Origin of the sequence: Micromonospora sp. MW-13 (assembly GCF_003434305.1) — a bacterium.
Taxonomy (GTDB): Bacteria; Actinomycetota; Actinomycetes; order Mycobacteriales; family Micromonosporaceae; genus Micromonospora.
The window spans coordinates 44,974-65,053 of record NZ_QKKX01000061.1; the positions used below are offsets into that span (position 1 = coordinate 44,974).

The 20,080-nt window shown below is 74.0% G+C and carries 20 protein-coding genes; 17 read left to right on the top strand and 3 right to left on the bottom strand.

Going from position 1 to position 20,080, the window contains the following annotated elements:
* Window positions 1–1,051 precede the first annotated feature (1,051 nt).
* The 10 genes from C5N14_RS25945 to C5N14_RS25990 all read left to right on the top strand — a co-directional run bounded on the left by C5N14_RS25945 (window position 1,052) and on the right by C5N14_RS25990 (window position 11,985).
* A complete protein-coding gene (locus C5N14_RS25945; protein ID WP_117671763.1) occupies window positions 1,052–1,669 on the top strand; it encodes a hypothetical protein in 618 nt (205 codons plus the stop codon).
* Window positions 1,670–1,816: 147 nt separating this feature from the next.
* Window positions 1,817–2,278 (top strand): DUF948 domain-containing protein, encoded by a 462-nt coding sequence (locus C5N14_RS25950; protein WP_117671622.1) that lies wholly within the window; start codon window positions 1,817–1,819, stop codon window positions 2,276–2,278.
* A 27-nt stretch (window positions 2,279–2,305) separates the two neighbouring features.
* Window positions 2,306–2,611 carry a hypothetical protein gene (locus C5N14_RS25955; protein ID WP_117671624.1) on the top strand — a complete coding sequence of 102 codons (306 nt, stop codon included), beginning with the start codon at window positions 2,306–2,308 and terminating at the stop codon, window positions 2,609–2,611.
* On the top strand, window positions 2,608–5,286 hold the full coding sequence (alaS, locus tag C5N14_RS25960; protein ID WP_117671626.1) for an alanine--tRNA ligase: 2,679 nt from the start codon (window positions 2,608–2,610) through the stop codon (window positions 5,284–5,286). The genes C5N14_RS25955 and alaS overlap by 4 nt, the downstream gene beginning before the upstream one ends.
* Window positions 5,287–5,359: 73 nt before the next feature.
* Window positions 5,360–5,821, top strand: a complete 462-nt coding sequence (gene ruvX, locus C5N14_RS25965) for a Holliday junction resolvase RuvX (RefSeq protein ID WP_117671765.1) — start codon at window positions 5,360–5,362, stop codon at window positions 5,819–5,821.
* Window positions 5,818–7,020 (top strand): endolytic transglycosylase MltG, encoded by a 1,203-nt coding sequence (gene mltG, locus C5N14_RS25970; RefSeq protein ID WP_117671628.1) that lies wholly within the window; start codon window positions 5,818–5,820, stop codon window positions 7,018–7,020. The genes ruvX and mltG overlap by 4 nt, the downstream gene beginning before the upstream one ends.
* On the top strand, window positions 7,020–7,862 hold the full coding sequence (locus tag C5N14_RS25975; RefSeq protein WP_117671630.1) for a shikimate dehydrogenase: 843 nt from the start codon (window positions 7,020–7,022) through the stop codon (window positions 7,860–7,862). Before mltG ends, C5N14_RS25975 begins: the two co-directional genes overlap by 1 nt.
* A gap of 284 nt (window positions 7,863–8,146) precedes the next feature.
* The gene (locus C5N14_RS25980; protein ID WP_117671632.1) at window positions 8,147–10,027 is read left to right on the top strand and encodes a glycerophosphodiester phosphodiesterase family protein; all 1,881 of its coding nucleotides are present in this window, start codon (window positions 8,147–8,149) and stop codon (window positions 10,025–10,027) included.
* 267 nt (window positions 10,028–10,294) lie between these two features.
* Window positions 10,295–11,473, top strand: a complete 1,179-nt coding sequence (gene aroC / locus C5N14_RS25985; RefSeq protein ID WP_117671634.1) for a chorismate synthase — start codon at window positions 10,295–10,297, stop codon at window positions 11,471–11,473.
* Entirely contained in the window at window positions 11,470–11,985 is a 516-nt protein-coding gene (locus C5N14_RS25990) for a shikimate kinase (protein ID WP_117671636.1), read from the top strand. Before aroC ends, C5N14_RS25990 begins: the two co-directional genes overlap by 4 nt.
* Window positions 11,986–12,009: 24 nt before the next feature.
* Here the strand turns inward: C5N14_RS25990 and C5N14_RS25995 are convergent, their stop codons facing one another.
* Complete coding sequence (locus C5N14_RS25995; RefSeq protein WP_117671638.1) at window positions 12,010–12,810, bottom strand: cytochrome c oxidase assembly protein; 801 nt, start codon at window positions 12,808–12,810, stop codon at window positions 12,010–12,012.
* Entirely contained in the window at window positions 12,807–13,361 is a 555-nt protein-coding gene (locus C5N14_RS26000) for a DUF2243 domain-containing protein (protein WP_243640034.1), read from the bottom strand. The genes C5N14_RS25995 and C5N14_RS26000 overlap by 4 nt, the downstream gene beginning before the upstream one ends.
* 165 nt (window positions 13,362–13,526) lie before the next feature.
* Here C5N14_RS26000 and aroB point away from each other — a divergent pair, with 165 nt between their 5' ends.
* The 4 genes from aroB to nusB all read left to right on the top strand — a co-directional run bounded on the left by aroB (window position 13,527) and on the right by nusB (window position 16,233).
* Window positions 13,527–14,606, top strand: coding sequence for a 3-dehydroquinate synthase (aroB, locus tag C5N14_RS26005; RefSeq protein WP_117671640.1), 1,080 nt, complete (start codon window positions 13,527–13,529; stop codon window positions 14,604–14,606).
* Between the two features lie 112 nt (window positions 14,607–14,718).
* Window positions 14,719–15,168, top strand: coding sequence for a type II 3-dehydroquinate dehydratase (gene aroQ, locus C5N14_RS26010; RefSeq protein ID WP_117671642.1), 450 nt, complete (start codon window positions 14,719–14,721; stop codon window positions 15,166–15,168).
* A gap of 73 nt (window positions 15,169–15,241) precedes the next feature.
* Complete coding sequence (gene efp, locus C5N14_RS26015) at window positions 15,242–15,799, top strand: elongation factor P (RefSeq protein ID WP_117671644.1); 558 nt, start codon at window positions 15,242–15,244, stop codon at window positions 15,797–15,799.
* Between the two features lie 23 nt (window positions 15,800–15,822).
* A complete protein-coding gene (gene nusB / locus C5N14_RS26020) occupies window positions 15,823–16,233 on the top strand; it encodes a transcription antitermination factor NusB (RefSeq protein ID WP_207892875.1) in 411 nt (136 codons plus the stop codon).
* Between the two features lie 81 nt (window positions 16,234–16,314).
* Here nusB and C5N14_RS26025 read toward each other — a convergent pair whose 3' ends face one another.
* The gene (locus C5N14_RS26025; RefSeq protein WP_091436620.1) at window positions 16,315–16,803 is read right to left on the bottom strand and encodes a transcriptional regulator; all 489 of its coding nucleotides are present in this window, start codon (window positions 16,801–16,803) and stop codon (window positions 16,315–16,317) included.
* Window positions 16,804–17,087: 284 nt separating this feature from the next.
* On the opposite strand from C5N14_RS26025, the gene pyrR reads away from it, so the two are divergent.
* The 3 genes from pyrR to C5N14_RS26040 all read left to right on the top strand — a co-directional run bounded on the left by pyrR (window position 17,088) and on the right by C5N14_RS26040 (window position 20,034).
* Complete coding sequence (gene pyrR / locus C5N14_RS26030) at window positions 17,088–17,675, top strand: bifunctional pyr operon transcriptional regulator/uracil phosphoribosyltransferase PyrR (protein ID WP_117671648.1); 588 nt, start codon at window positions 17,088–17,090, stop codon at window positions 17,673–17,675.
* Window positions 17,672–18,598 (top strand): aspartate carbamoyltransferase catalytic subunit, encoded by a 927-nt coding sequence (locus C5N14_RS26035; protein WP_117671650.1) that lies wholly within the window; start codon window positions 17,672–17,674, stop codon window positions 18,596–18,598. The genes pyrR and C5N14_RS26035 overlap by 4 nt, the downstream gene beginning before the upstream one ends.
* A 113-nt stretch (window positions 18,599–18,711) precedes the next feature.
* Window positions 18,712–20,034: a dihydroorotase gene (locus C5N14_RS26040; protein WP_371685906.1), complete on the top strand. Its 1,323-nt coding sequence runs from the start codon at window positions 18,712–18,714 to the stop codon at window positions 20,032–20,034.
* Window positions 20,035–20,080: the final 46 nt, after the last annotated feature.

Below are 20,080 nucleotides of genomic sequence, written 5' to 3' on the forward strand. Positions count from 1 at the left end.
GGGCCAGGGCGACCGCCCGAAGCATCCGGCGGAGTGGCTCCGCCAGGCCGGCCGCGGCACCCACACCGATCCCGCCATGCCGATGGTGAACCGGGCCGCGGTGCCGCCCGCTCCGCCGGCCGCCGTGCCGCCGGTCGGGGAGCCGACCGGCGCCCGGCGGGTCGTCGGTGACGCCGGGCGGGCGTCCGTCGGCCGGGCCCGGCCGGGTGCCGCTCCCGGTGCCGGGCCGGCGGACGCCGGCCCATCCGCCGCCGCCCGGGCCGCCGCCCCGCCCCGCCAGCCGGTGGCCCCCCGCCCCGGCGAGGTCGAGCCACCCCGGGAGCCGGGTACGGGCGAGGTCCGTCCGCCGCACGAGCGCGCCGCCGGTGAGGCCCGCCCGCCCCGGGACCCCGGGGCCGGCCAGCTCCGGCCGTCGGGCCCCGCGCGGGGCGCGGCCCGCCCCGGCGGGTCCGCCGACGGACCGCACCCGGGCCGGGCGTCCGTCCCCGAGGAGCGCCGGCCCCCGGCCGGTCCGACCGGGCTCGTCCCGCGTCCGGGCGCGGCCCCCGCCCCGGGTGCGACCCCCGGCGACCGGCCCGGTGCCGCCGGTCCGCGTCCGGGTGCCGAGTCCGCCCCGGGAGCCCCGCCGGAGATCGGGGGCCGCCCCGGCGCCCCGGCCGGCCGGGCGACCCCGCCCGGCGCCCCCGCCGGCCGGGCCGCCGCCCCCGCCGGCCCCGCCACCGCCCGGGCCGCCGCCCCCGTCGGCCGTCCCGACGGCGGGCCGGCGGACCGGCCGGCCGGCCGGTCCGCCGGCCCGCCCCAGCCCGAACCCGGGCGCGGCGAGCCCACCGCCGGCCTGCCGGGTGCGCCGCCGGCCCGGCCCGAGCAGCCACCCGCGCTGGCCCGGGCCGCCGCCGTGGTGCCGCCCGCCGTCCGGGCCGGTGCGGAGCCCGCCGGACAGGGCGCGGGCGAGGTGGTGCCGCGGCGGCCCGCCGAGCCCGCGGCCCCCGCCGGGGACGCCGCCGGCGGCCCCGGCGGCCTGCGCGGTGCCCGCTCGGAGCTGCGCCGGCAGATGCGGGAGCGCCGCCGGCTCCGGATGGGCGTGCTCGCCCTGGTCAGCCTCTTGCTGCTGGGCGCGGTCCCGCTCTACTTCGGTCTCCGGACGCTGAGCCACGACCCGGTCTTCGACACCCTGGACGAGCTGAACGTGCCCGGCTGGGCGGCCACGAAGAGCGTCGACAACGTCAGCGGCAGCCGCTGGTGCCTGGAGGAGTGCCGGCTGCGCGAGCGCACCGTCGAGTCCGAGCGGCCGGTGAAGGAGACCTCCCAGGCGTACGCGCGTGCCCTGACCGAGGACGGCTGGCGGCCGTGGAAGGTGAGCCGGTGCCCGGAGCAGCAGGCGAAGGGCGAGTACACCTGCTGGCGGCGCGACGAACTGACCCTCGACCTGTGGGTGCGCGAGCCGGCCTGCGTCCCGCCACCGGTCGACGGCGAGCCCGCGCCGACGCCGCTGGCCTCGCCCGCAGCGCGGGAGTGCACCGGCTCGTTGGTGTCGGTGAAGGTCCGCAACGCGATCGACGACGAGCGGACCCGACCGCAACCGAGCACCGACCCGTCACTCACCGGCGAGGATCCCTTCCCGACCTTGAGCGAGGATCCGCTCGGTGAATTGACCCCCTCACCGTCGTGAGCCGTGTTCCATCACTGACGGTAGGGTCTGGGGCTGGCAGGCCCGCCTGCTCCGGCTGACCCCGACGGGTCGCCGAGCGCCGGTGTGGGTATGACGGTCGCGCGTTCCGGACGTCGGGTTCCGGAACTCTGCTTGAGGAGGACATGCGTGGATGGTGGACAGATCGCTGCGTTGATCGCGGCCGGCGCGTTCCTGATGCTGGTGCTCGTGCTCGCGGTGCCGATCCTGCGCCTGCGGCACACCGTGGACGCCACGACCCGGATGATCAACGATCTCAACGACCGCACCACTCCGCTGCTCGGGGACGTCAACATCACGGTGAAGAACGTGAACACGGCGTTGGAGCAGGTGCAGACCTCGCTGGACGGGGTGAACCTCCAACTGGCCAAGGTGGACACCATGACCACCCACGCCCAGAACGTCACGGCGAACGTGGCGAACCTGGCCACCGTGGTCTCCGCCGCCGCGGCGAACCCGCTCGTGAAGGTGGCCGCGTTCGGCTACGGCGTGCGGCGGGCCGCCTCCGCCCGGCGCAACGCGGAGACCGAGCGAGAGGTGCGCGACACCATCAGGCAGCAGCGTCGCGCGGCCAAGCGCGGCAACCGCTGAGCCGGCCGGCGACGGAGGGATGACATCATGAGGCGCCTGTTCTGGCTGGGCATCGGGTTGGCCGTCGGCGTGGTGGTGGTCCGCAAGGCGACCCGTACCGCGCAGGCGTACACGCCGGCCGGCATCGCCGGAGGACTGTCACAATCCGCTGGCGGGCTGGTGGAGTCGCTGCGTAGCTTCGTGGAGGACGTCCGGATCGGGATGGCCGAGCGGGAGCAGGAGATCCACGAGGCATTCGCCCGGGGCGAGGCGTTCGACGACCAGTTCGCCGAGTTGCGGGAGGACCCGCGCATCGGCGACCGAGAGATCTTTCCGGAGGAGCACCAGCGATGAAGACGGCGGAGATCAAGCGGCGGTACCTCGCGCACTTCGAGGCGAACGGCCACGCCGTGGTGCCGTCCGCTCCGCTGCCCGCCATCAGCGACCCGAACCTGCTGTTCGTCAACGCCGGCATGGTGCAGTTCGTCCCCTACTTCCTGGGGCAGCAGGCCCCGCCCCACCCCCGGGCGGTCAGCGTGCAGAAGTGCATCCGCACCCCGGACATCGACGAGGTCGGCAAGACCAGCCGGCACGGCACGTTCTTCCAGATGAACGGCAACTTCTCCTTCGGGGACTACTTCAAGGACGGGGCGATCCCGCTCGCCTGGGACCTGGTCACCAAGCCGGTCGAGCAGGGTGGCTTCGGGCTGGACCCGGAGCGCGTCTGGCCGACGGTCTACCTCGACGACGACGAGGCGTTCGGGATCTGGCGCTCGGTGGGCGTGCCGGCCGAGCGGATCGTCCGCCGGGGCCGGAAGGACAACTTCTGGTCGATGGGCATCCCCGGCCCGGCCGGGCCGTGCTCCGAGCTGTTCTACGACCGGGGCCCGGAGTACGGGCGCGAGGGCGGGCCGGAGGTCGACGAGGACCGGTACATGGAGTTCTGGAACCTCGTCTTCATGCAGTACGAGATCGCCGACGTCACCAGCAAGGAGCATTTCCGGATCGTCGGTGAGCTGCCGGCGAAGAACATCGACACCGGCATGGGCCTGGAGCGGATGGCGTCCATCCTCCAGGGCGTCGACAACCTCTACGAGATCGACGAGGTCCGGCCGATCCTGGCCCGGGCCGCCGAGCTGACCGGCAAGCGGTACGGCGCGCACTCCGGCCACGTGGCCAGCGAGTCGCACCCCGACGACGTGCGGCTGCGGGTGATCGCCGACCACGTCCGCACCGCGCTGATGCTGATCGGCGACGGGGTCACCCCGAGCAACGAGGGGCGCGGCTACGTGCTGCGCCGGATCATGCGCCGCGCCATCCGCTCGGTGCGCCTGCTGGGCTACCAGGACCGGGCGCTGCCCGAGCTGCTGCCGGTGGCGCGGGACTGCATGGCCCCGTCGTACCCGGAGCTGGCGGCCGAGTTCGACCGGATCTCGCAGTACGCGTACGCCGAGGAGGACGCCTTCCTGGCGACGCTGCGCGCCGGGACGACGATCCTGGACACGGCGATCGCCGAGACCCGGTCGGCGGGCAAGGCGGCGCTGTCCGGCGACAAGGCCTTCCAGCTACACGACACCTACGGCTTCCCGATCGACCTGACCCTGGAGATCGCGGCCGAGCAGGGCCTGACGGTGGACGCCGAGGGCTTCCGCCGGCTGATGGCCGACCAGCGCAGCCGGGCCAAGGCCGACGCGCGGGCGCGCAAGACCGGGCACACCGACGTGTCGGCGTACCGGTCGGTGCTGGACGCGGGCGGTCCGGTGGAGTTCACCGGGTACACCGAGCTGAACCGGGAGTCCCGGGTCCGCGCGGTGCTGTCCGCCGGCGGCGAGGTCGGCGCGGCGGTCGAGGGCGACACGGTCGAGCTGGTGCTGGACACCACCCCGTTCTACGCCGAGGGCGGCGGCCAGCAGCCCGACCAGGGTCTGATCACCGTCGGCGGTGGGCAGGTCGAGGTTTTCGACGTGCAGCAGCCGGTGCCGGGCCTGATCGTGCACCGGGCCCGGGTGGTCCGGGGCGAGGTGCGCGCCGGCGAGACCGGGTACGCCGAGATCGACGTGACCCGGCGGCGGGCGATCTCCCGCTCGCACACCGCCACCCACCTGGTGCACCAGACGATGCGCAACTTCCTCGGCGAGTCGGCCACCCAGGCCGGTTCGCTGAACGCCCCGGGCCGGCTGCGGTTCGACTTCAACACCCCGACCGGGGTGGCGCCCAGCGTGCTGCACGACGTGGAGCAGCAGGTCAACGAGGTGCTCCTGGCCGACCTGGAGGTGCACGCCTTCATCACCACCCAGGCGGAGGCCCGCCGGATCGGCGCGATGGCGCTGTTCGGCGAGAAGTACGGCGAGCGGGTCCGGGTCGTCGAGGTCGGCGACTACGCCCGGGAGCTGTGCGGCGGCACCCACGTGGCCCGCTCGGCCCAGCTCGGCCTGGTCAAGATCCTCTCCGAGGCGTCGGTCGGCTCCGGGGTGCGGCGGATCGAGGCCCTGGTGGGCATGGACGCCTTCGGCTTCCTGGCCCGCGAGCACCTGCTGGTATCCCGGCTCGCCGAGCTGTTCCGGGTTCCCGGCGACCAGGTCGCCGACCGGGTGGAGCAGACCGTCACCCAGCTCCGCGACGCGGAGAAGGAGCTGGAGAAGCTGCGCGCCCAGCTCGTGCTCGGCGGCGCGGCGGCCCTGGCCGGGCAGGCGAAGAACGTCCGCGGGGTGGCGTACGTCGGCACCGAGGCGCCCGAGGGCGCGGCCGGCAACGACGTGCGGACCCTGGCCCAGGAGATCCGGGGCAAGATCGACCCGGCGCGGCCGGCCGTGGTGGCCGTCGCGGCCCGTTCGAACGGCAAGGCGTCCCTGGTGGTGGCCGTGAACGCCGCCGCCCGGGGCCGGGGGCTGACCGCGAAGGACCTGGTCAAGGCCGCCTTCTCCGGTCGGGGTGGCGGCAGCGACGAGGTCGCCCAGGGCGGTGGCCTGCCGGCCGCCGAGGCACCGAAGCTGCTCGCCACCGTCGAGAAGGCGATCGCCGACGCGTGAGCGCATCGCACGTCGAGTCAGGGCGGACCGTCCCGGTTCGCCCTGACTCGTGCCAGGGCAGGGTGGGGAACTGATGACCGAATCGTGGCGTGGAGTCCGCCTGGGGGTGGACGTCGGGCAGGTCCGGGTCGGGGTGGCCCGATCGGACCCGCACGGGGTGCTGGCCACCCCGCTGGTCACCCTCGCCCGGGACCTGACCGCCGCCTCGGACGCCGTCCCGAGCGACCTGGCCGAGCTGGCCGCGCTGGTCGCCGAGCACGAGTGCGTCGAGGTCGTCGTCGGCCTTCCGGTCAATCTCGCTGGTCAGCACGGCCCGGCGGCGCGAAACGTGAAGGCGTACGCTGACCGGTTGGCTGATGTAATAGCGCCCGTTCCGGTAACGCTCACTGACGAGAGGATGTCGACCGTGGTGGCTTCTCGTAGGCTGGCCGAGCGTGGCGTCCGGGGAAAGCGCCAACGCGCGGTGGTCGACCAGGCCGCCGCGGTCGAGATCCTGCAGAGCTGGCTGGACGCGCAGCGGAGGCGGACGCGATGATCGACGATCTGGACCTTGGTTTCGACGACTCGGAGCGGAGCGGCGACAAGGGCAAGCACCGGCGCAGCTACGTGCGCAAGCGCAAGGGCGAGTCCTCGGGCGGCCGGGGCAAGACCGTCCTCGCCCTGCTCATGGCCTTCGTGCTGCTCGGGGTCATCGGCGGCGGGGCCTTCTACGGCTTCGACCGGATCCAGAGCTACTTCGTCACCCCCGACTACGACGGGTCCGGCAGCGGCGAGGTGACGGTCGAGATCAAGCAGGGCGCGCTGCTCGCCGACATGGCCAACGCGCTCTACACCGCCGGGGTGGTCAAGAGTTCCAAGGCGTTCATCGAGGCGGCCGAGGCGAACTCGCGGAGCAAGAACATCCAGCCCGGCACGTACAAGGTGCGCAAGCAGATGAGCGGCGAGCAGGCCCTGATCATGCTGCTGGACCTGAAGAACAAGGTCACCAACGGGCTCACCATCCCCGAGGGGCGCACGGCCAAGGGCATCTACAAGCTGCTCTCGGAGAAGACCGAGATCCCGGTCAAGGAGTTCGAGGCCGCCGCGAAGGACCCGGAGGCGCTCGGCGTGCCGGACTGGTGGTTCAAGCGCACCGACGGCAAGCCGGTCAAGAAGTCCATCGAGGGCTTCCTCTTCCCGGACACCTACGAGATCCCGCCGAAGGCCACCGCCGAGAGCATCCTGAGCCTGATGGTGGAGAACTTCGTCGCGGTCACCGGGGAGCTGAAGTTCGCCGACCAGGTCCAGAAGGAGCGCGGCGGGATCAGCCCGTACGAGGCGCTGATCGTCGCGTCGCTGGCCCAGGCCGAGGCGGGGAACAAGGACGACCTCGGCAAGGTCGCCCGGGTCGCCTACAACCGGGTGTACGGCGAGTTCTTCTGCAACTGCCTGGAGATGGACGTCACGGTCAACTATTACTTCGAGTCGATCGGCCAGGAGGGCAAGCGCTCGAAGGACATGACCCCGGCCGAGCTGGACAACCCGAAGAACCCGTACAACCGCAAGCTGCGCGGGATGATCCCCACCCCGATCAACAACCCCGGCAAGGAGGCCCTCCAGGGGGCGATGGACCCGCCGCCGGGCAAGTGGCTCTACTTCGTGGCGATCGACAAGCAGGGGCACTCGGCCTTCGCCGAGACGTACGAGAAGCACCAGAAGAACGAGGCGAAGGCCAGGGAGGCCGGGATCATCTGATGACGACGCCTCGGCGGGCGGCGGTGGTCGGCAAGCCGATCAGCCACTCCCTCTCCCCGGTGATCCACAACGCCGGCTACGCCGCCGCCGGCCTCGCCGGGTGGTCGTACACGACGATCGAGTGCGCGGAGGCGGAGCTGCCGGCCATGGTCGCCGGCCTCGGCCCCGAGTGGGCCGGGCTGTCGGTGACCATGCCGTGCAAGGAGGCGACCCTCGCCCTCGCCGCCGAGGTGTCGCCGGTGGCCGCCGCGATGGGCGCGGCGAACACGCTGGTCCACCGGCCCGACGGCTCCTGGTACGCGGACAACACCGACGCCGCCGGGATGGTCGAGCTGCTGGCGGCGGCCGACGTGCGACCCGGCGCCCGGGTGACCGTGCTCGGCGCGGGTGGCACCGGCCGGGCCGCCCTGGCCGCCGCCGCCCGCCTCGGCTCGGGCACCGTGACCGTGGTGGCCCGGCGCGCCTCGGCGATCGACGAGCTGCGGCCCGCCGCCGACGCCCTGGGTCTCACGCTCGCCGGCGCCGACTGGGCCGACGCGGCCGGCCACACCGACGCCGACGTGGTGGTCTCCACCGTGCCGAAGGGGGTCGCCGACCCGCTGGCCGCGGGCGCCCGGTGGAAGCCGGGCGCGGTCTACTTCGACGCGCTCTACGACCCCTGGCCGACCCCCCTCGCGGCCTCGGCCGGGGCCGCCGGGTGCCGGGTGGTCTCCGGCCTGGACCTGCTGGTCGCCCAGGCCGTCGGCCAGTTCGAGCACTTCACCGGCGTCCGCGCGCCGGTGCCGGCGATGGCCGCCGCGCTCTCCGCCGAGGTCGGGATCGAGATCCGCCCGGTCCGGTGACCCGGCCGCGCCGACCCGGCCGCGCCCCGCGCTGGCGGGCCCGCCTACCATGATCGACTCTGCGTCACTGACATGGCGGTATTCCGTCAACCGGATACCGCCATGTCAGTGACATCGTCGTGCCATCCCGGTGCCGGTGAGGCCCCCGCACGTAGGAGTCCACTCGCGGCCCGGCGGCGCGTATCCCCGGGCGGGCAAGATCATCTGATGTACATCCGCAGGTCGGCTGCCCGTCGCCGGCTTCGACACCGGGTGTTTCGGTGCGGTCCCTAGCATCTGCGGTCATGTTGACGCTTTCCCGCCCCGCCGGGCGGCGACGCCCGCGCCGGGCCGTCGCCGCGCTCGCGGCGCTCGCCACGACCGCCGGCGTGTTCGCCGCCGTCCAGACCTCCGCCCCCGCCGCCGCCCGGCCCGGCGACGTCGTCGTTGCCGAGGACTTCTCCTCCGGTACGCTGCCCGCCGGCTGGCGCGCGATCGACGGCGAGTGGACGGTGCGCGACGGCCGGCTGCACGGCACCGCCACCAGCGGCACGAAGAAGATCACCTTCGGCCGGCACCTGACCGACTTCCGGTTCTCCGCGACCGTCCGGTTCGAGTCCGTCGCCGAGGCGACCCGGTGGACGGCGCTCGGCCTGGACGTGCCCGCCGACGGCAGCACCCCCTGGTGGATCGCCACCATGCGCAGCGGCACCACGGCCGCCAACGGCCTGGAGTTCGCCCAGCTCACCACCGCCAACTCCTGGAACGTCACCAACACCGGCTCCGCCGGGTACGCCGCCGGCACCGGGCGGGACATGAAGGTCGCCGTGGAGGTGCACGGCAACCAGGCCCGCTGGTTCCTCGACGGCCGGCAGCTCCTGCGTACCAGCAGCCTGACCCGGTCCACCGACGGCGGGCAGGCGCTGGTCGTCAACGGCGGCAGCGTCTCCTTCGACGACGTGCGGGTCACCGAGCTGCCGCCCAACGGCTACCTGCGCCCGGCCGGCGCCCCGCTGACCGTCGTCGCGCACCGTGGCGCGTCCGCCGCCGCCCCGGAGAACACCCTCGTGGCGCAGGAGATCGCCCGCCGGGCCGGCGCGGACTTCGTCGAGAACGACGTCCAGCCGAGCCGCGACGGGGTGCCGTTCGTGCTGCACGACGGCACCGTCGACCGCACCACCGACGGCACGGGCGCGATCCGGAGCCTGACCGCCGACCAGCTCAAGGCCCTCGACGCCGGCTCCTGGTTCGCCCCGCAGTACGCCGGGGCCCGGCTGCCGACGTTGGCCGAGCAGCTCACCGACCTGCGGGCCCGGGGCGGCAACCTGCTGCTGGAGATCAAGGGCGCGCACACCCGCGACGAGGTGGCCCGGATCGTCGAGGTGATCCGCGCCGAGCGGATGGCCGGCCGGGTCTTCGTGCAGAGCTTCGAGGTCGACGCGCTGCGGTACACCCGCGAACTGGCCCCCGAGCTGCCGCTCGGCCTGCTCCGGGGCAGCCTGGACGCCGACCCGGTGGCCGTCTCCCGGGACCTGGGCCTGACCGCGTACAACCCGACCGGGGCGGCGCTGCTGGCCCGGCCCGCCGTGGTCGCCGACCTGCACGCCGCGGGCGTCGCGGTGCTGGCCTGGACGGTCGACTCGCCGGCCCAGTGGCAGCAGCTGGAGCGGATCGGCACCGACGGCATCATCACCAACCGGCCGGCCGAGCTGGCCGGCTGGAGCGCGGCCGGCCAGCTCGGCGCCGCCGCGCCGACCGTCTCGATCGCCGCCCCGGCCGACGGCGCGAAGCTGGACCGGGCGCAGCGGCCGGTGCTCACCGTGCCGGCCACCGACGCCGACACCGTGACCGTCACCCTCGACGGCCAGGCGGTCCCGGCGGGCCAGCCGCTCGACCTGACCCGGCTGGCGCCCGGAAAGCACCAGCTCCGCGCGGAGGTGACCGGCCCCAAGGGCACCGCGACCGCCGAGGCCGCCTTCACCGTCCTGGTCACCCCGGCCGGCCTCGGGCACCTGGTGCTCACCTCCGGGGCCCAGGACCAGGCCCTCACCGTGCTCACCAACCACCTGGTCAAGGGCCGGTACGCCGAGCTGGCCCGGTACGCCGACCAGCAGGCCGGCAAGCTCCTGCCCGCCGGCGTGGCCGGGGTGATCGCCGCCGACGCGCGCACCCTCGCCGAGCGCTGACCGCCGTGGTGCGGGCCGTCACGGCCGGCGGCCCGCACCGCTGGCCCTGAAGAGCGGACAGCAGGTGCCACTGCTCGGATCGCAGGTCTACTCCTGGATCCCGGGGCGAGGCGGACGGTCGGCGTGAACCGTTGGGGTGCCGCGGAGAGATCTGCGGCACCCCAACGCGGACACCGGGCCCTGGCCCGGCGCGGACGCGGCGTCCGCAGGGCGGGACACGGCGGGCGGTGCCGTGGGAGGTAACCCGGTCGTGACAGACTTGCCGACGTGTTGCGTTGGCTGACTGCAGGTGAATCGCACGGTCCCGCCCTCGTCGCGATGCTGGAGGGCGTGCCCGCCGGGATCGAGGTGACCACCGGCGAGATCGCCGGTGAGCTGGCCCGCCGCCGGCTCGGCTATGGCCGGGGTGCCCGGATGTCGTTCGAGCGGGACGAGGTCGAGATCATCGGCGGCCTCCGGCACGGCGTCACCCTGGGCAGCCCGGTGGCCATCCGGATCGGCAACTCCGAGTGGCCCAAGTGGCAGACGGTGATGGCCGCCGACCCGGTGGACCCCGACGAGCTGGCGCAGCAGGCCCGCAACGCGCCGCTGACCCGCCCGCGCCCGGGCCACGCCGACCTCGCCGGCATGCAGAAGTACGGCCACACCGACGCCCGGCCGATCCTGGAGCGGGCCAGCGCGCGGGAGACCGCCGCCCGGGTCGCCGTCGGCACGGTGGCGAAGGCGCTGGTGCGGCAGGCCCTCGGCATCGAGATCGTCTCGCACGTGGTGGAGCTGGGCCCGGTCGCCGTGAAGCCGGGGCTGCGACCGACGCCGGAGGACGCCGAGCGGATCGACGCCGACCCGCTGCGCTGCCTCGACCCGGAGGCCAGCGCCCGGATGGTCGCCGAGGTCGACGCCGCGAAGAAGGCCGCCGACACCCTCGGCGGCGTGGTCGAGGTGCTGGCGTACGGGGTGCCGCCGGGCCTGGGCAGCCACGTGCAGTGGGACCGCAAGCTCGACGCCCGGCTCGCCACGGCGCTGATGTCCATCCAGGCGATCAAGGGCGTGGAGATCGGCGACGGCTGGCAGCAGGCCCGCTCCCGGGGCTCCGAGGCGCACGACGAGATCATCCCGACCGCGACCGGGGTGCGCCGGGTGACCGACCGGGCCGGTGGCCTGGAGGGCGGCATCACCACCGGCGAGCCGCTGCGGGTGAAGGCGGCGATGAAGCCGATCTCCTCGCTGAACCGGGCCCTGGCCACCGTCGACGTGACCACGGGGGAGCCGGCGACGGCGATCAACCAGCGCTCCGACGTGTGCGCCGTGCCGGCCGCCGCCGTGGTCGCCGAGGCGATGGTGGCCCTGGTGCTCGCCGAGGCCGCCACGGAGAAGTTCGGCGGCGACTCGGTGGCCGAGATCCGCCGTAACCTGGCCGGCTACCTCGACCACCTGGTGATCCGATGAGCGGGAGGACCCGGCCGGTCTGTGTCCTCGTCGGGTCGCCGGGGTCCGGCAAGAGCACCGTCGGGGAGGCGCTCGCCGCGCTGCTCGGGGTGCAGTTCCGGGACACCGACGCCGACATCGAGCGGCTGGCCGGCAAGCCGATCCCGGAGATCTTCATCGACGAGGGCGAGGCGCACTTCCGTGCCCTCGAACGGGCCGCCACCGCCGCGGCGCTGGCCTCCTGCGCGGGCGTGCTCGCCCTCGGCGGTGGCGCGGTGCTCGCGGAGGAGAACCGGGCCGCCTTGGTTGGGCACACCGTGGTGCACCTGAGCGTCGAGCTGCCCGACGCGGTGCGGCGGGTCGGGCTGGGCGCCGGCCGGCCGCTGCTGGCGATCAACCCGCGGGCGACGCTGAAGCACCTGATGGATCAGCGCCGCCCGCTCTACGCCGAGGTGGCGACCGCGACCGTGGTGACCGACGGGCGGGCCCCGGAGGAGATCGCCGCCGAGATCGCGGCCCTGCTCAAGCCCTGAGGCCCGCCCGGCCCCAGGCTAGGGTCAGGGACGGGCCGCCTCCGGCACCGGACACGACCGAACCGCCGGCCGCGGGGCCTTCCGCACCGGTCGCCAGGTGGCGAGGAGGGCCAGGGCGAGGCCGATCTCGGCCAGGTCGCCCCCGTAGTACATGACCGTCGCCCCGGCCCGGAGCTGCTCGGGCGGGCCCGGCACGTCCACGGCCAGCCCGGCGTACAGGAGCTGGGAGAGGGTGGCGTGGGCGGCGACGGCGACGCCGAGCACCACCAGCCGGACCGGCACCCGGGGCCGGTGCGGGCCGGGATCGGGGCCGGCGACCGACCAGGTGAACAGGCAACCGGCGAGCAGGAAGTGCAGGTGCACCAGGTGGTGCAGCGGCGGCGACGTCAGGGTGGCCCGGTACAGCGGCGTCAGGTACAGCAGGTACAGCCCGCCGGCGGTCAGCGCCAGTCCGATGACCGGGTGGGCCAGCGCGTCCACGGCCGGTCGGCGCAGCAGCCGGACCAGCGCCCGGCCGCGCCGCCGGTGCACCGTGCGCAGCAGCAGGGTGCCCGGCGCGCCGAGCACCAGGCCCAGCGGCGCGAGCATGCCGATCAGCAGGTGCTGCCACATGTGCGCGGCGAAGCCGCCGGCCGGCAGGGCGAGCCCGACCGCGAGCAGACCCGTGCCGGCGCCGAAGGCCGCCGTCCGCCGGTGCGGCCACCCGCCGCCGCCCGGGCCCCGCTGCCGCAGCGCGGCGGCGAGGTAGATCCAGAACAACGCCAGGGGTACGAGCAGCGCCGGCCCCGGGGCGAACGCGCCGTGGCCGGCGTGGGCCGGGGTCACCGCCGGTCGGCGCAGAGGTCCACGGCCGTGCCGCGGCGCTGCACCAGCCAGCCGGCGGCGACCAGCACCGCGCCGAGCGCCAGGAACCCGAGGTCCCACCAGGTCCGGTACGCGCCGCCGCGCACGTGGTGGATGCCGAGCAGGTGGTGGTCGACGACCCCCTCGACGAGGTTGAACAACCCCCAGCCGACCAGCGCCCAGCCCCACAGCACCGGCGAGCGCCACAGCCGGCCCCGGGACCGGGTCACCCGGGCGTAGAGCAGGGCCAGGCCGGCCAGCACCGCCACCCAGGTCACCACGTGGAAGATCCCGTCCCACAGGGTGTTCATCTCCAGCCCGGGCACCGTGTCCACCGGGTATGCCTTCACCCCGACGTTGTCGCTGCCGGTGCTGCTGAGCATGTGGTGCCACTGGAGCACCTGGTGCAGCACGATGCCGTCGGCGAAGCCGCCGAGGCCGACGCCGAGGATGGTGGCGGGCACCCGGATGTCGACGCCGTCGATCGTGGCGGGCGCCCGGGTGTCGGTGTCGTCGGTCGTGGGTGTGGTCATCGCGGGTACCTCCGCCTCGTAGGCCGGTGCGTGCTGAACGCTGCCCCCCGCTTCTCCTGGCTAAACGCTGCCGGGCCGTGCTGGTCACGCCCCGGTGACGATCCGCCCGCCACGGAGTGGACAGTCGCCGCCGGGGCCCCGCCGGCTGGACTAGGCTGCCGGGCGATGGACGAGGTGACCCGTATTCCGGTCGGCGGCGAGCGGCCGTACGACGTGCTGGTGGGACGCGACCTGCTCGACACGCTCCCGACGTTGCTGCCCGGCGCGACCCGGGTGGCGGTGTTGTACGCGCCGCCGCTGACGGGGCTGGCCGACGCGCTCGGCGCCCGCCTGGCCGCCGCCGGGATGGCCCCGCTGACCGTGCAGGTGCCGGACGCCGAGGCGGGCAAGGCCATCGAGGTGGCCGCCGCGTGCTGGGACCGGCTCGGCGAGGCGGGCTTCACCCGTACCGACGCGGTGGTCGGGGTGGGCGGCGGCGCGGTCACCGACCTGGCCGGCTTCGTCGCGGCCTGCTGGCTGCGCGGGGTGCGCTGGGTGCCGGTGGCGACCTCGCTGCTCGGCATGGTCGACGCCGCCGTCGGCGGCAAGACCGGGATCAACACCGCGGCCGGCAAGAACCTGGTCGGCGGCTTCCACCCGCCGGTCGGGGTGCTGTGCGACCTCGCGGTGCTCGACAGCCTCCCGCCGGCCGACCTGGCGGCCGGCCTGGCCGAGGTGGTCAAGTGCGGGTTCATCGCCGACCCGGTGATCCTCGACCTGGTCGAGCGGGACCGGGCCGCGGCCACCGACCCGACCTCGCCGGTGGTCCGGGAACTGGTCGAGCGGGCGATCCGGGTCAAGGCCGACGTGGTCTCCGGCGACCTGCGCGAGTCCGGGGTGCGTGAGGTGCTCAACTACGGCCACACCCTGGCCCACGCCATCGAGAAGGTGGAGGGGTACCGCTGGCGGCACGGGCACGCCGTCGCCGTCGGCCTGGTCTACGCGGGCGAGCTGGCCCGGCTGGCCGGCCGGCTGGACCCCGCGACCGCGCGGCGGCACCGCACGGTGCTCACGGCGCTCGGGCTGCCGACGGGCTACCGGGCCGACGCGTGGCCGGCGCTGCTGGCCGCGATGCGGGTGGACAAGAAGACCCGCGGCTCGCGGCTGCGGTTCGTGGTGCTCGACGGCCTGGCCCGCCCGGCGATCCTGGAGGGCCCGGACGACGAGCTGCTGCACGCCGCGTACGAGGAGATCACCTCCCGGTGAGCGCGAGGAGTGCAGCGCAGCGGAGCCCCGCAGTCGCGAACGAGAGGCGATGCCGGTGAGCGCGAGGAGTGCAGCGCAGCGGAGCCCCGCAGTCGCGAACGAAAGGCAGCACATGAGGGTGTACGTGCTGAACGGGCCGAACCTGGGCCGGCTGGGCACCCGCCAGGTCGACGTGTACGGGGCGACCAGCTACGCCGACCTGGTGACGCTGTGCGTGCGGACCGGCCGGGAGCTGGGGCTGGACGTGGTGGTCCGGCAGACCGACGCCGAGCACGAGCTGGTCGGCTGGCTGCACGGGGCGGCCGACGAGGGCGCGGCGGTGGTGCTCAACCCGGCCGCCTGGTCGCACTACTCGATCGCGGTCCGGGACGCCTGCGCGATGCTGCGCGGCCCCCTGGTCGAGGTGCACCTCTCCAACATCCACGCCCGGGAGGAGTTCCGCCGGCACTCGGTGGTCTCGGCCGTGGCGACCGGGGTGATCTGCGGGCTGGGCGTCGACGGCTACCGTCTCGCCCTGCGTCACCTGGCGGCCCGAGCGGGGGCGGAAGCGACCGGCGGCTGACGGCGGGGACGGCCGGTGCCGGCAGCTAGTAGACTTGCCAGGTCTGTCCGCCAATTGATGATCAAGGCAGGAAATGGCCTCCACCAACGACCTGAAGAACGGCCTGGTACTCAACCTCGACGGAGAGCTCTGGTCCGTCGTCGAGTTCCAGCACGTCAAGCCCGGTAAGGGTGGTGCCTTCGTGCGTACCACCCTGAAGAACGTGCTGTCCGGCAAGGTGGTCGACAAGACCTTCAACGCGGGCACCAAGGTCGAGACCGCGACCGTGGACAAGCGCACGATGCAGTACCTCTACGCCGACGGCGAGGACTACGTCTTCATGGACCTGGAGACGTTCGACCAGATCACCGTCCCCGGCGGCACCGTGGGGGAGGCGGCCAACTACCTCCTCCCGGAGGCCGAGGCGACCGTCGCCACCCACGAGGGCGTGCCGCTCTACATCGAGCTGCCGACCTCCGTCGTGCTGGAGATCACCTACACCGAGCCGGGCCTGCAGGGCGACCGGTCCACCGGCGGCAACAAGCCGGCGACCGTCGAGACCGGCGCGACCGTGCAGGTGCCGCTGTTCATCACCACCGGCGAGAAGATCAAGGTCGACACCCGCGACGGCCGTTACCTCGGCCGCGCCTGATGGCCGAGGGCGCCAAGCAGCAGATGCCGGCGCGCCGCAAGGCGCGCAAGCGGGCGCTGGACGTGCTCTACGAGGCCGACCTGCGCAACCGGCCCCCGGTGGAGGTGCTCGCCGGCTACGTCGAGCGGATCGAGAAGCCCCACCCGGAGCACCTCGGGTACGCGGTCGGCCTCGTCGAGGGGGTGGCCGCGCACCTGGACCGGATCGACGAGCTGATCGCCAGCTACGCCGAGGGCTGGACGCTGGACCGGATGCCGGTCGTCGACCGCAACCTGGCCCGGATCGCGGTGTACGAGCTGCTCTACGTCGACGAGCTCGACGACGCGGTGGCGATCAGCGAGGCCGTCGAGCTGGCCCGGCAGATGTCGACCGACGACTCGCCGCGCTTCCTCAACGGGGTGCTCGGCCGGATCGCCGAGTACGCCACCCGCTGAGTCGGCGGCGTCGCCGCGCCCCACACGACGAGCGAAGGGCCCGTGCCGTCCGGCACGGGCCCTTCGCTCGGTCGACCTGGGTCAGGAGGCGAAGAACGCCCGCGGGTCGGCGACGAGCACGCCGTGCTCGGTGAGGCGCTCGATCAGGCCGGACGGCGAGGCGTCGTAGACGATCGCCAGGGCGCGCAGGTCGTCGGCGCGGATGGAGAGCACCCGGCCGTTGTAGTCGCCGCGCTGCTGCTGGATGGCGCGGGCGTACCGGGCGACGTAGGCCAGCTCCTCGGAGGCCTCGTCGTAGAGCCGCTCCAGGTCCAGCACGATCTTGCTGGTGGGCTCGTGGCGTACCCCGCTGCCGTCGGGCAGCAGCTCGGAGACGGGCACCCGGTAGAAGTCGGCCAGCTCGGCCAGGCGGGACACCGTGACGGCGCGGTCACCGCGCTCGTACGAGCCGACCACCACGGCCTTCCACCGCCCGTTCGACTTCTCCTCCACCCCTTGCAGGGACAGGCCCTGCTGCTGGCGGATGGAGCGCAGGCGGGCACCCAGCGACTTGGCGTATTCAGAGGGCATTCGGACACTCCCAGTGCTGCTCGGGGTTCTCCCAGCGATCGCTACGGAGCGTGACGGTACGGGGATTGCGACACCTGGTCAAGTGGTCGTGACCCTACCGTTGGGGAGCGCAGGGTGACTTATCCCGATTCGCCACCCTGATCCAGGGGTCAGTGCCGGCGGCGGCGTACCACGTGACCGCTGGTAACGTGGCGTGAAGCCCCGGTCCGGCCCGTTCGCGGTCCGCCGGAGGTGCCAGACATCCTTTAACGACCCGTCCCGTGAGGCGGGGAAGGAGGTCCGCCGTGGCCTACCCACCGGCTGCCCACCCGTCGCCACCGCGACAACCCTCGGTGAAGGTGATCCTCACCGCAGCGGACGTCTCGCGGGTGGTGGACCGCATCGCCCACCAGATCCTGGAGAAGACCCAGGGCGCCGCCGACACCGTGCTGCTCGGCATCCCCACCCGGGGTGCGCCGCTGGCGCGGCGGCTCGCCGCCCGGATCAGCACCTTCGAGGACATCGTCGTCCCGGTCGGTGTGCTCGACATCACCCTCTACCGCGACGACCTGCGTCGCAACGCCACCCGAGCGGTCGGCCCGACCCAGCTTCCGCCCGGCGGGATCGACGGCCAGCGGGTTGTCCTCGTCGACGACGTGCTGTTCTCCGGCCGCACGGTCCGGGCCGCCCTCGACGCGCTCGGCGACGTCGGCCGCCCCGCCTCGGTGCAACTCGCCGTGCTGGTCGACCGGGGCCACCGGCAGTTGCCCATCCGCGCCGACTACGTGGGCAAGAACATCCCGACCGCGCTGGCCGAGAGCGTGCGGGTCACCCTCGCCGAGACCGACGGCGCGGACGAGGTCCGGCTGTACGGAGAGGCGCTCCCCTCATGATCCGCCACCTGCTCTCCGGCGCCGACCTGGACGCCGCCGCCGCCACCCAGATCCTGGACACCGCGGCCGAGATGGCCACCGTCGCCGGGCGCGAGGTCAAGAAGCTGCCCGCGCTGCGCGGCCGGACCGTGGTGAACCTGTTCTACGAGGACTCCACCCGGACCCGGATCTCCTTCGAGGCGGCGGCGAAGCGGCTCAGCGCCGACGTGATCAACTTCTCGGCCAAGGGCTCCAGCGTCGCCAAGGGGGAGAGCCTGAAGGACACCGCGCTCACCCTCCAGGCCATGGGGGCCGACGCGGTGGTCGTCCGGCACCCCGCCTCCGGCGCGCCGCACCGGCTGGCCGACTGGGTGGCCGGGTCGGTGGTCAACGCCGGCGACGGCACCCACGAGCACCCCACCCAGGCGCTGCTCGACGCGTACACGATGCGCTCCCGGCTGGGCCGGCTCGCCGGCCTGCGGGTCGCCGTGGTCGGTGACGTGCTGCACTCCCGGGTGGCCCGCTCCAACGTGCTGCTGCTGTCCACCCTCGGCGCGAAGGTCACCCTGGTCGGCCCGCCCACGCTCATCCCGGTGGACATCGCGGCGGCGCTCGCCCCCGGCACCGACGTCTCCTACGACCTCGACGTCGTTCTCCCCGACGTGGACGTGGTGATGATGCTGCGGGTGCAGCGGGAGCGGATGAACGACTCCTACTTCCCCTCCGCCCGCGAGTACGCCCGCCGCTACGGGCTGGACGGCCCGCGGATGCGCCGGCTGCCCGAGCACGCGATCGTCATGCACCCCGGGCCGATGAACCGGGGCATGGAGATCACGCCCGAGGTCGCCGACTCGCCCCGCTCCACCATCGTCGAACAGGTCGCCAACGGGGTCTCCGTGCGGATGGCCGTCCTCTATCTCCTGCTCGGGGGGAACAAGCTGTGACCGCGTACCTGATCACCAACGTGAGCGTCGTCGGCGCCGCGCCGACCGACCTGCTGATCCGCGACGGCGTCGTCGCCGAGGTAGGCCCGGGACTGGCCGCGCCGGACGCCGCCGTGCTCGACGGCACCGGGCTGGTCGCCCTGCCCGGCCTCGTCGACCTGCACACCCACCTGCGCGAGCCGGGCCGCGAGGACGCCGAGACCGTCGAGTCCGGCTCCCGGGCGGCGGCGCTGGGCGGGTACACGGCGGTCTGCGCGATGGCCAACACCTCCCCGGTCGCCGACACCGCCGGGGTGGTCGAGCAGGTCTGGCGGCTCGGCCGGGAGGCGGGCCTGGTCGACGTGCAGCCGATCGGCGCGGTCACCGTCGGACTGGCCGGCGGTCGCCTGGCCGAGCTGGGCGCGATGGCCGACTCGGCGGCCCGGGTGCGGATCTTCTCCGACGACGGGCACTGCGTCGCCGACCCGCTGCTGATGCGCCGGGCCCTCGAATACGTCAAGGCGTTCGACGGGATCATCGCCCAGCACGCCGAGGAGCCCAGGCTCACCGAGGGCGCGCAGATGCACGAGGGTGAGGTCTCCACCCGGCTCGGACTGACCGGCTGGCCGGCGGTCGCCGAGGAGGCGATCATCGCCCGGGACGTGCTGCTCGCCGAGCACGTCGGCAGCCGGCTGCACGTCTGCCACGTCTCCACCGCCGGCAGCGTCGAGGTGCTGCGCCAGGCCAGGGCCCGCGGCGTCCGGGTCACCGCCGAGGTCACCCCGCACCACCTGCTGCTGACCGACGAGGTCGTGAGCGGGAGGAGTGAGCTTGCGAGCCCCGCACTCGCGAACAGCGGAAGCTCGGTGAGCGGGAGGAGTGAGCTTGCGAGCCCCGCACTCGCGAACAGCGGAAGCTCGGTGAGCGGGAGGAGTGAGCCTGCGAGCCCCGCACTCCCGAACAACTGGAGTCCGGCCGGCGCCTACGACCCGGTGTACAAGGTGAACCCGCCGCTGCGCACCGCCGCCGACGTCGCCGCGCTGCGCGCCGCGCTCGCCGAGGGCGTGATCGACGTCATCGCCACCGACCACGCCCCGCACGCCGTGGAGGACAAGGAGTGCGAGTGGGCGTACGCCCGGCCGGGCATGCTCGGGCTGGAGACGGCGCTGTCGATCGCCCTGGCCGTGCTCGGCCCGCAGTGGGAACTGATCGCCGAGCGGATGTCCCGTGCCCCGGCCCGGATCGCCGGGCTCGACTCGCACGGCCTCGACCCGGCCCCCGGCGTGCCGGCCAACCTCACCCTGGTCGACCCGGCCGCCCGGCGGGTAATCGAGCCCGCCGAGCTGGCCAGCCGCAGTCGCAACACCCCGTACGCCCGCATGACGCTGCCAGGTCGCATCGTGGCGACCTTCCTGCGCGGCGAGCCGACGGTCCTGGACGGAAAGGCAGTCAGGTGATCCGAGCGAGGAGTGCAGCGGAGCGGAGCCCCGCAGTCCGGATCGA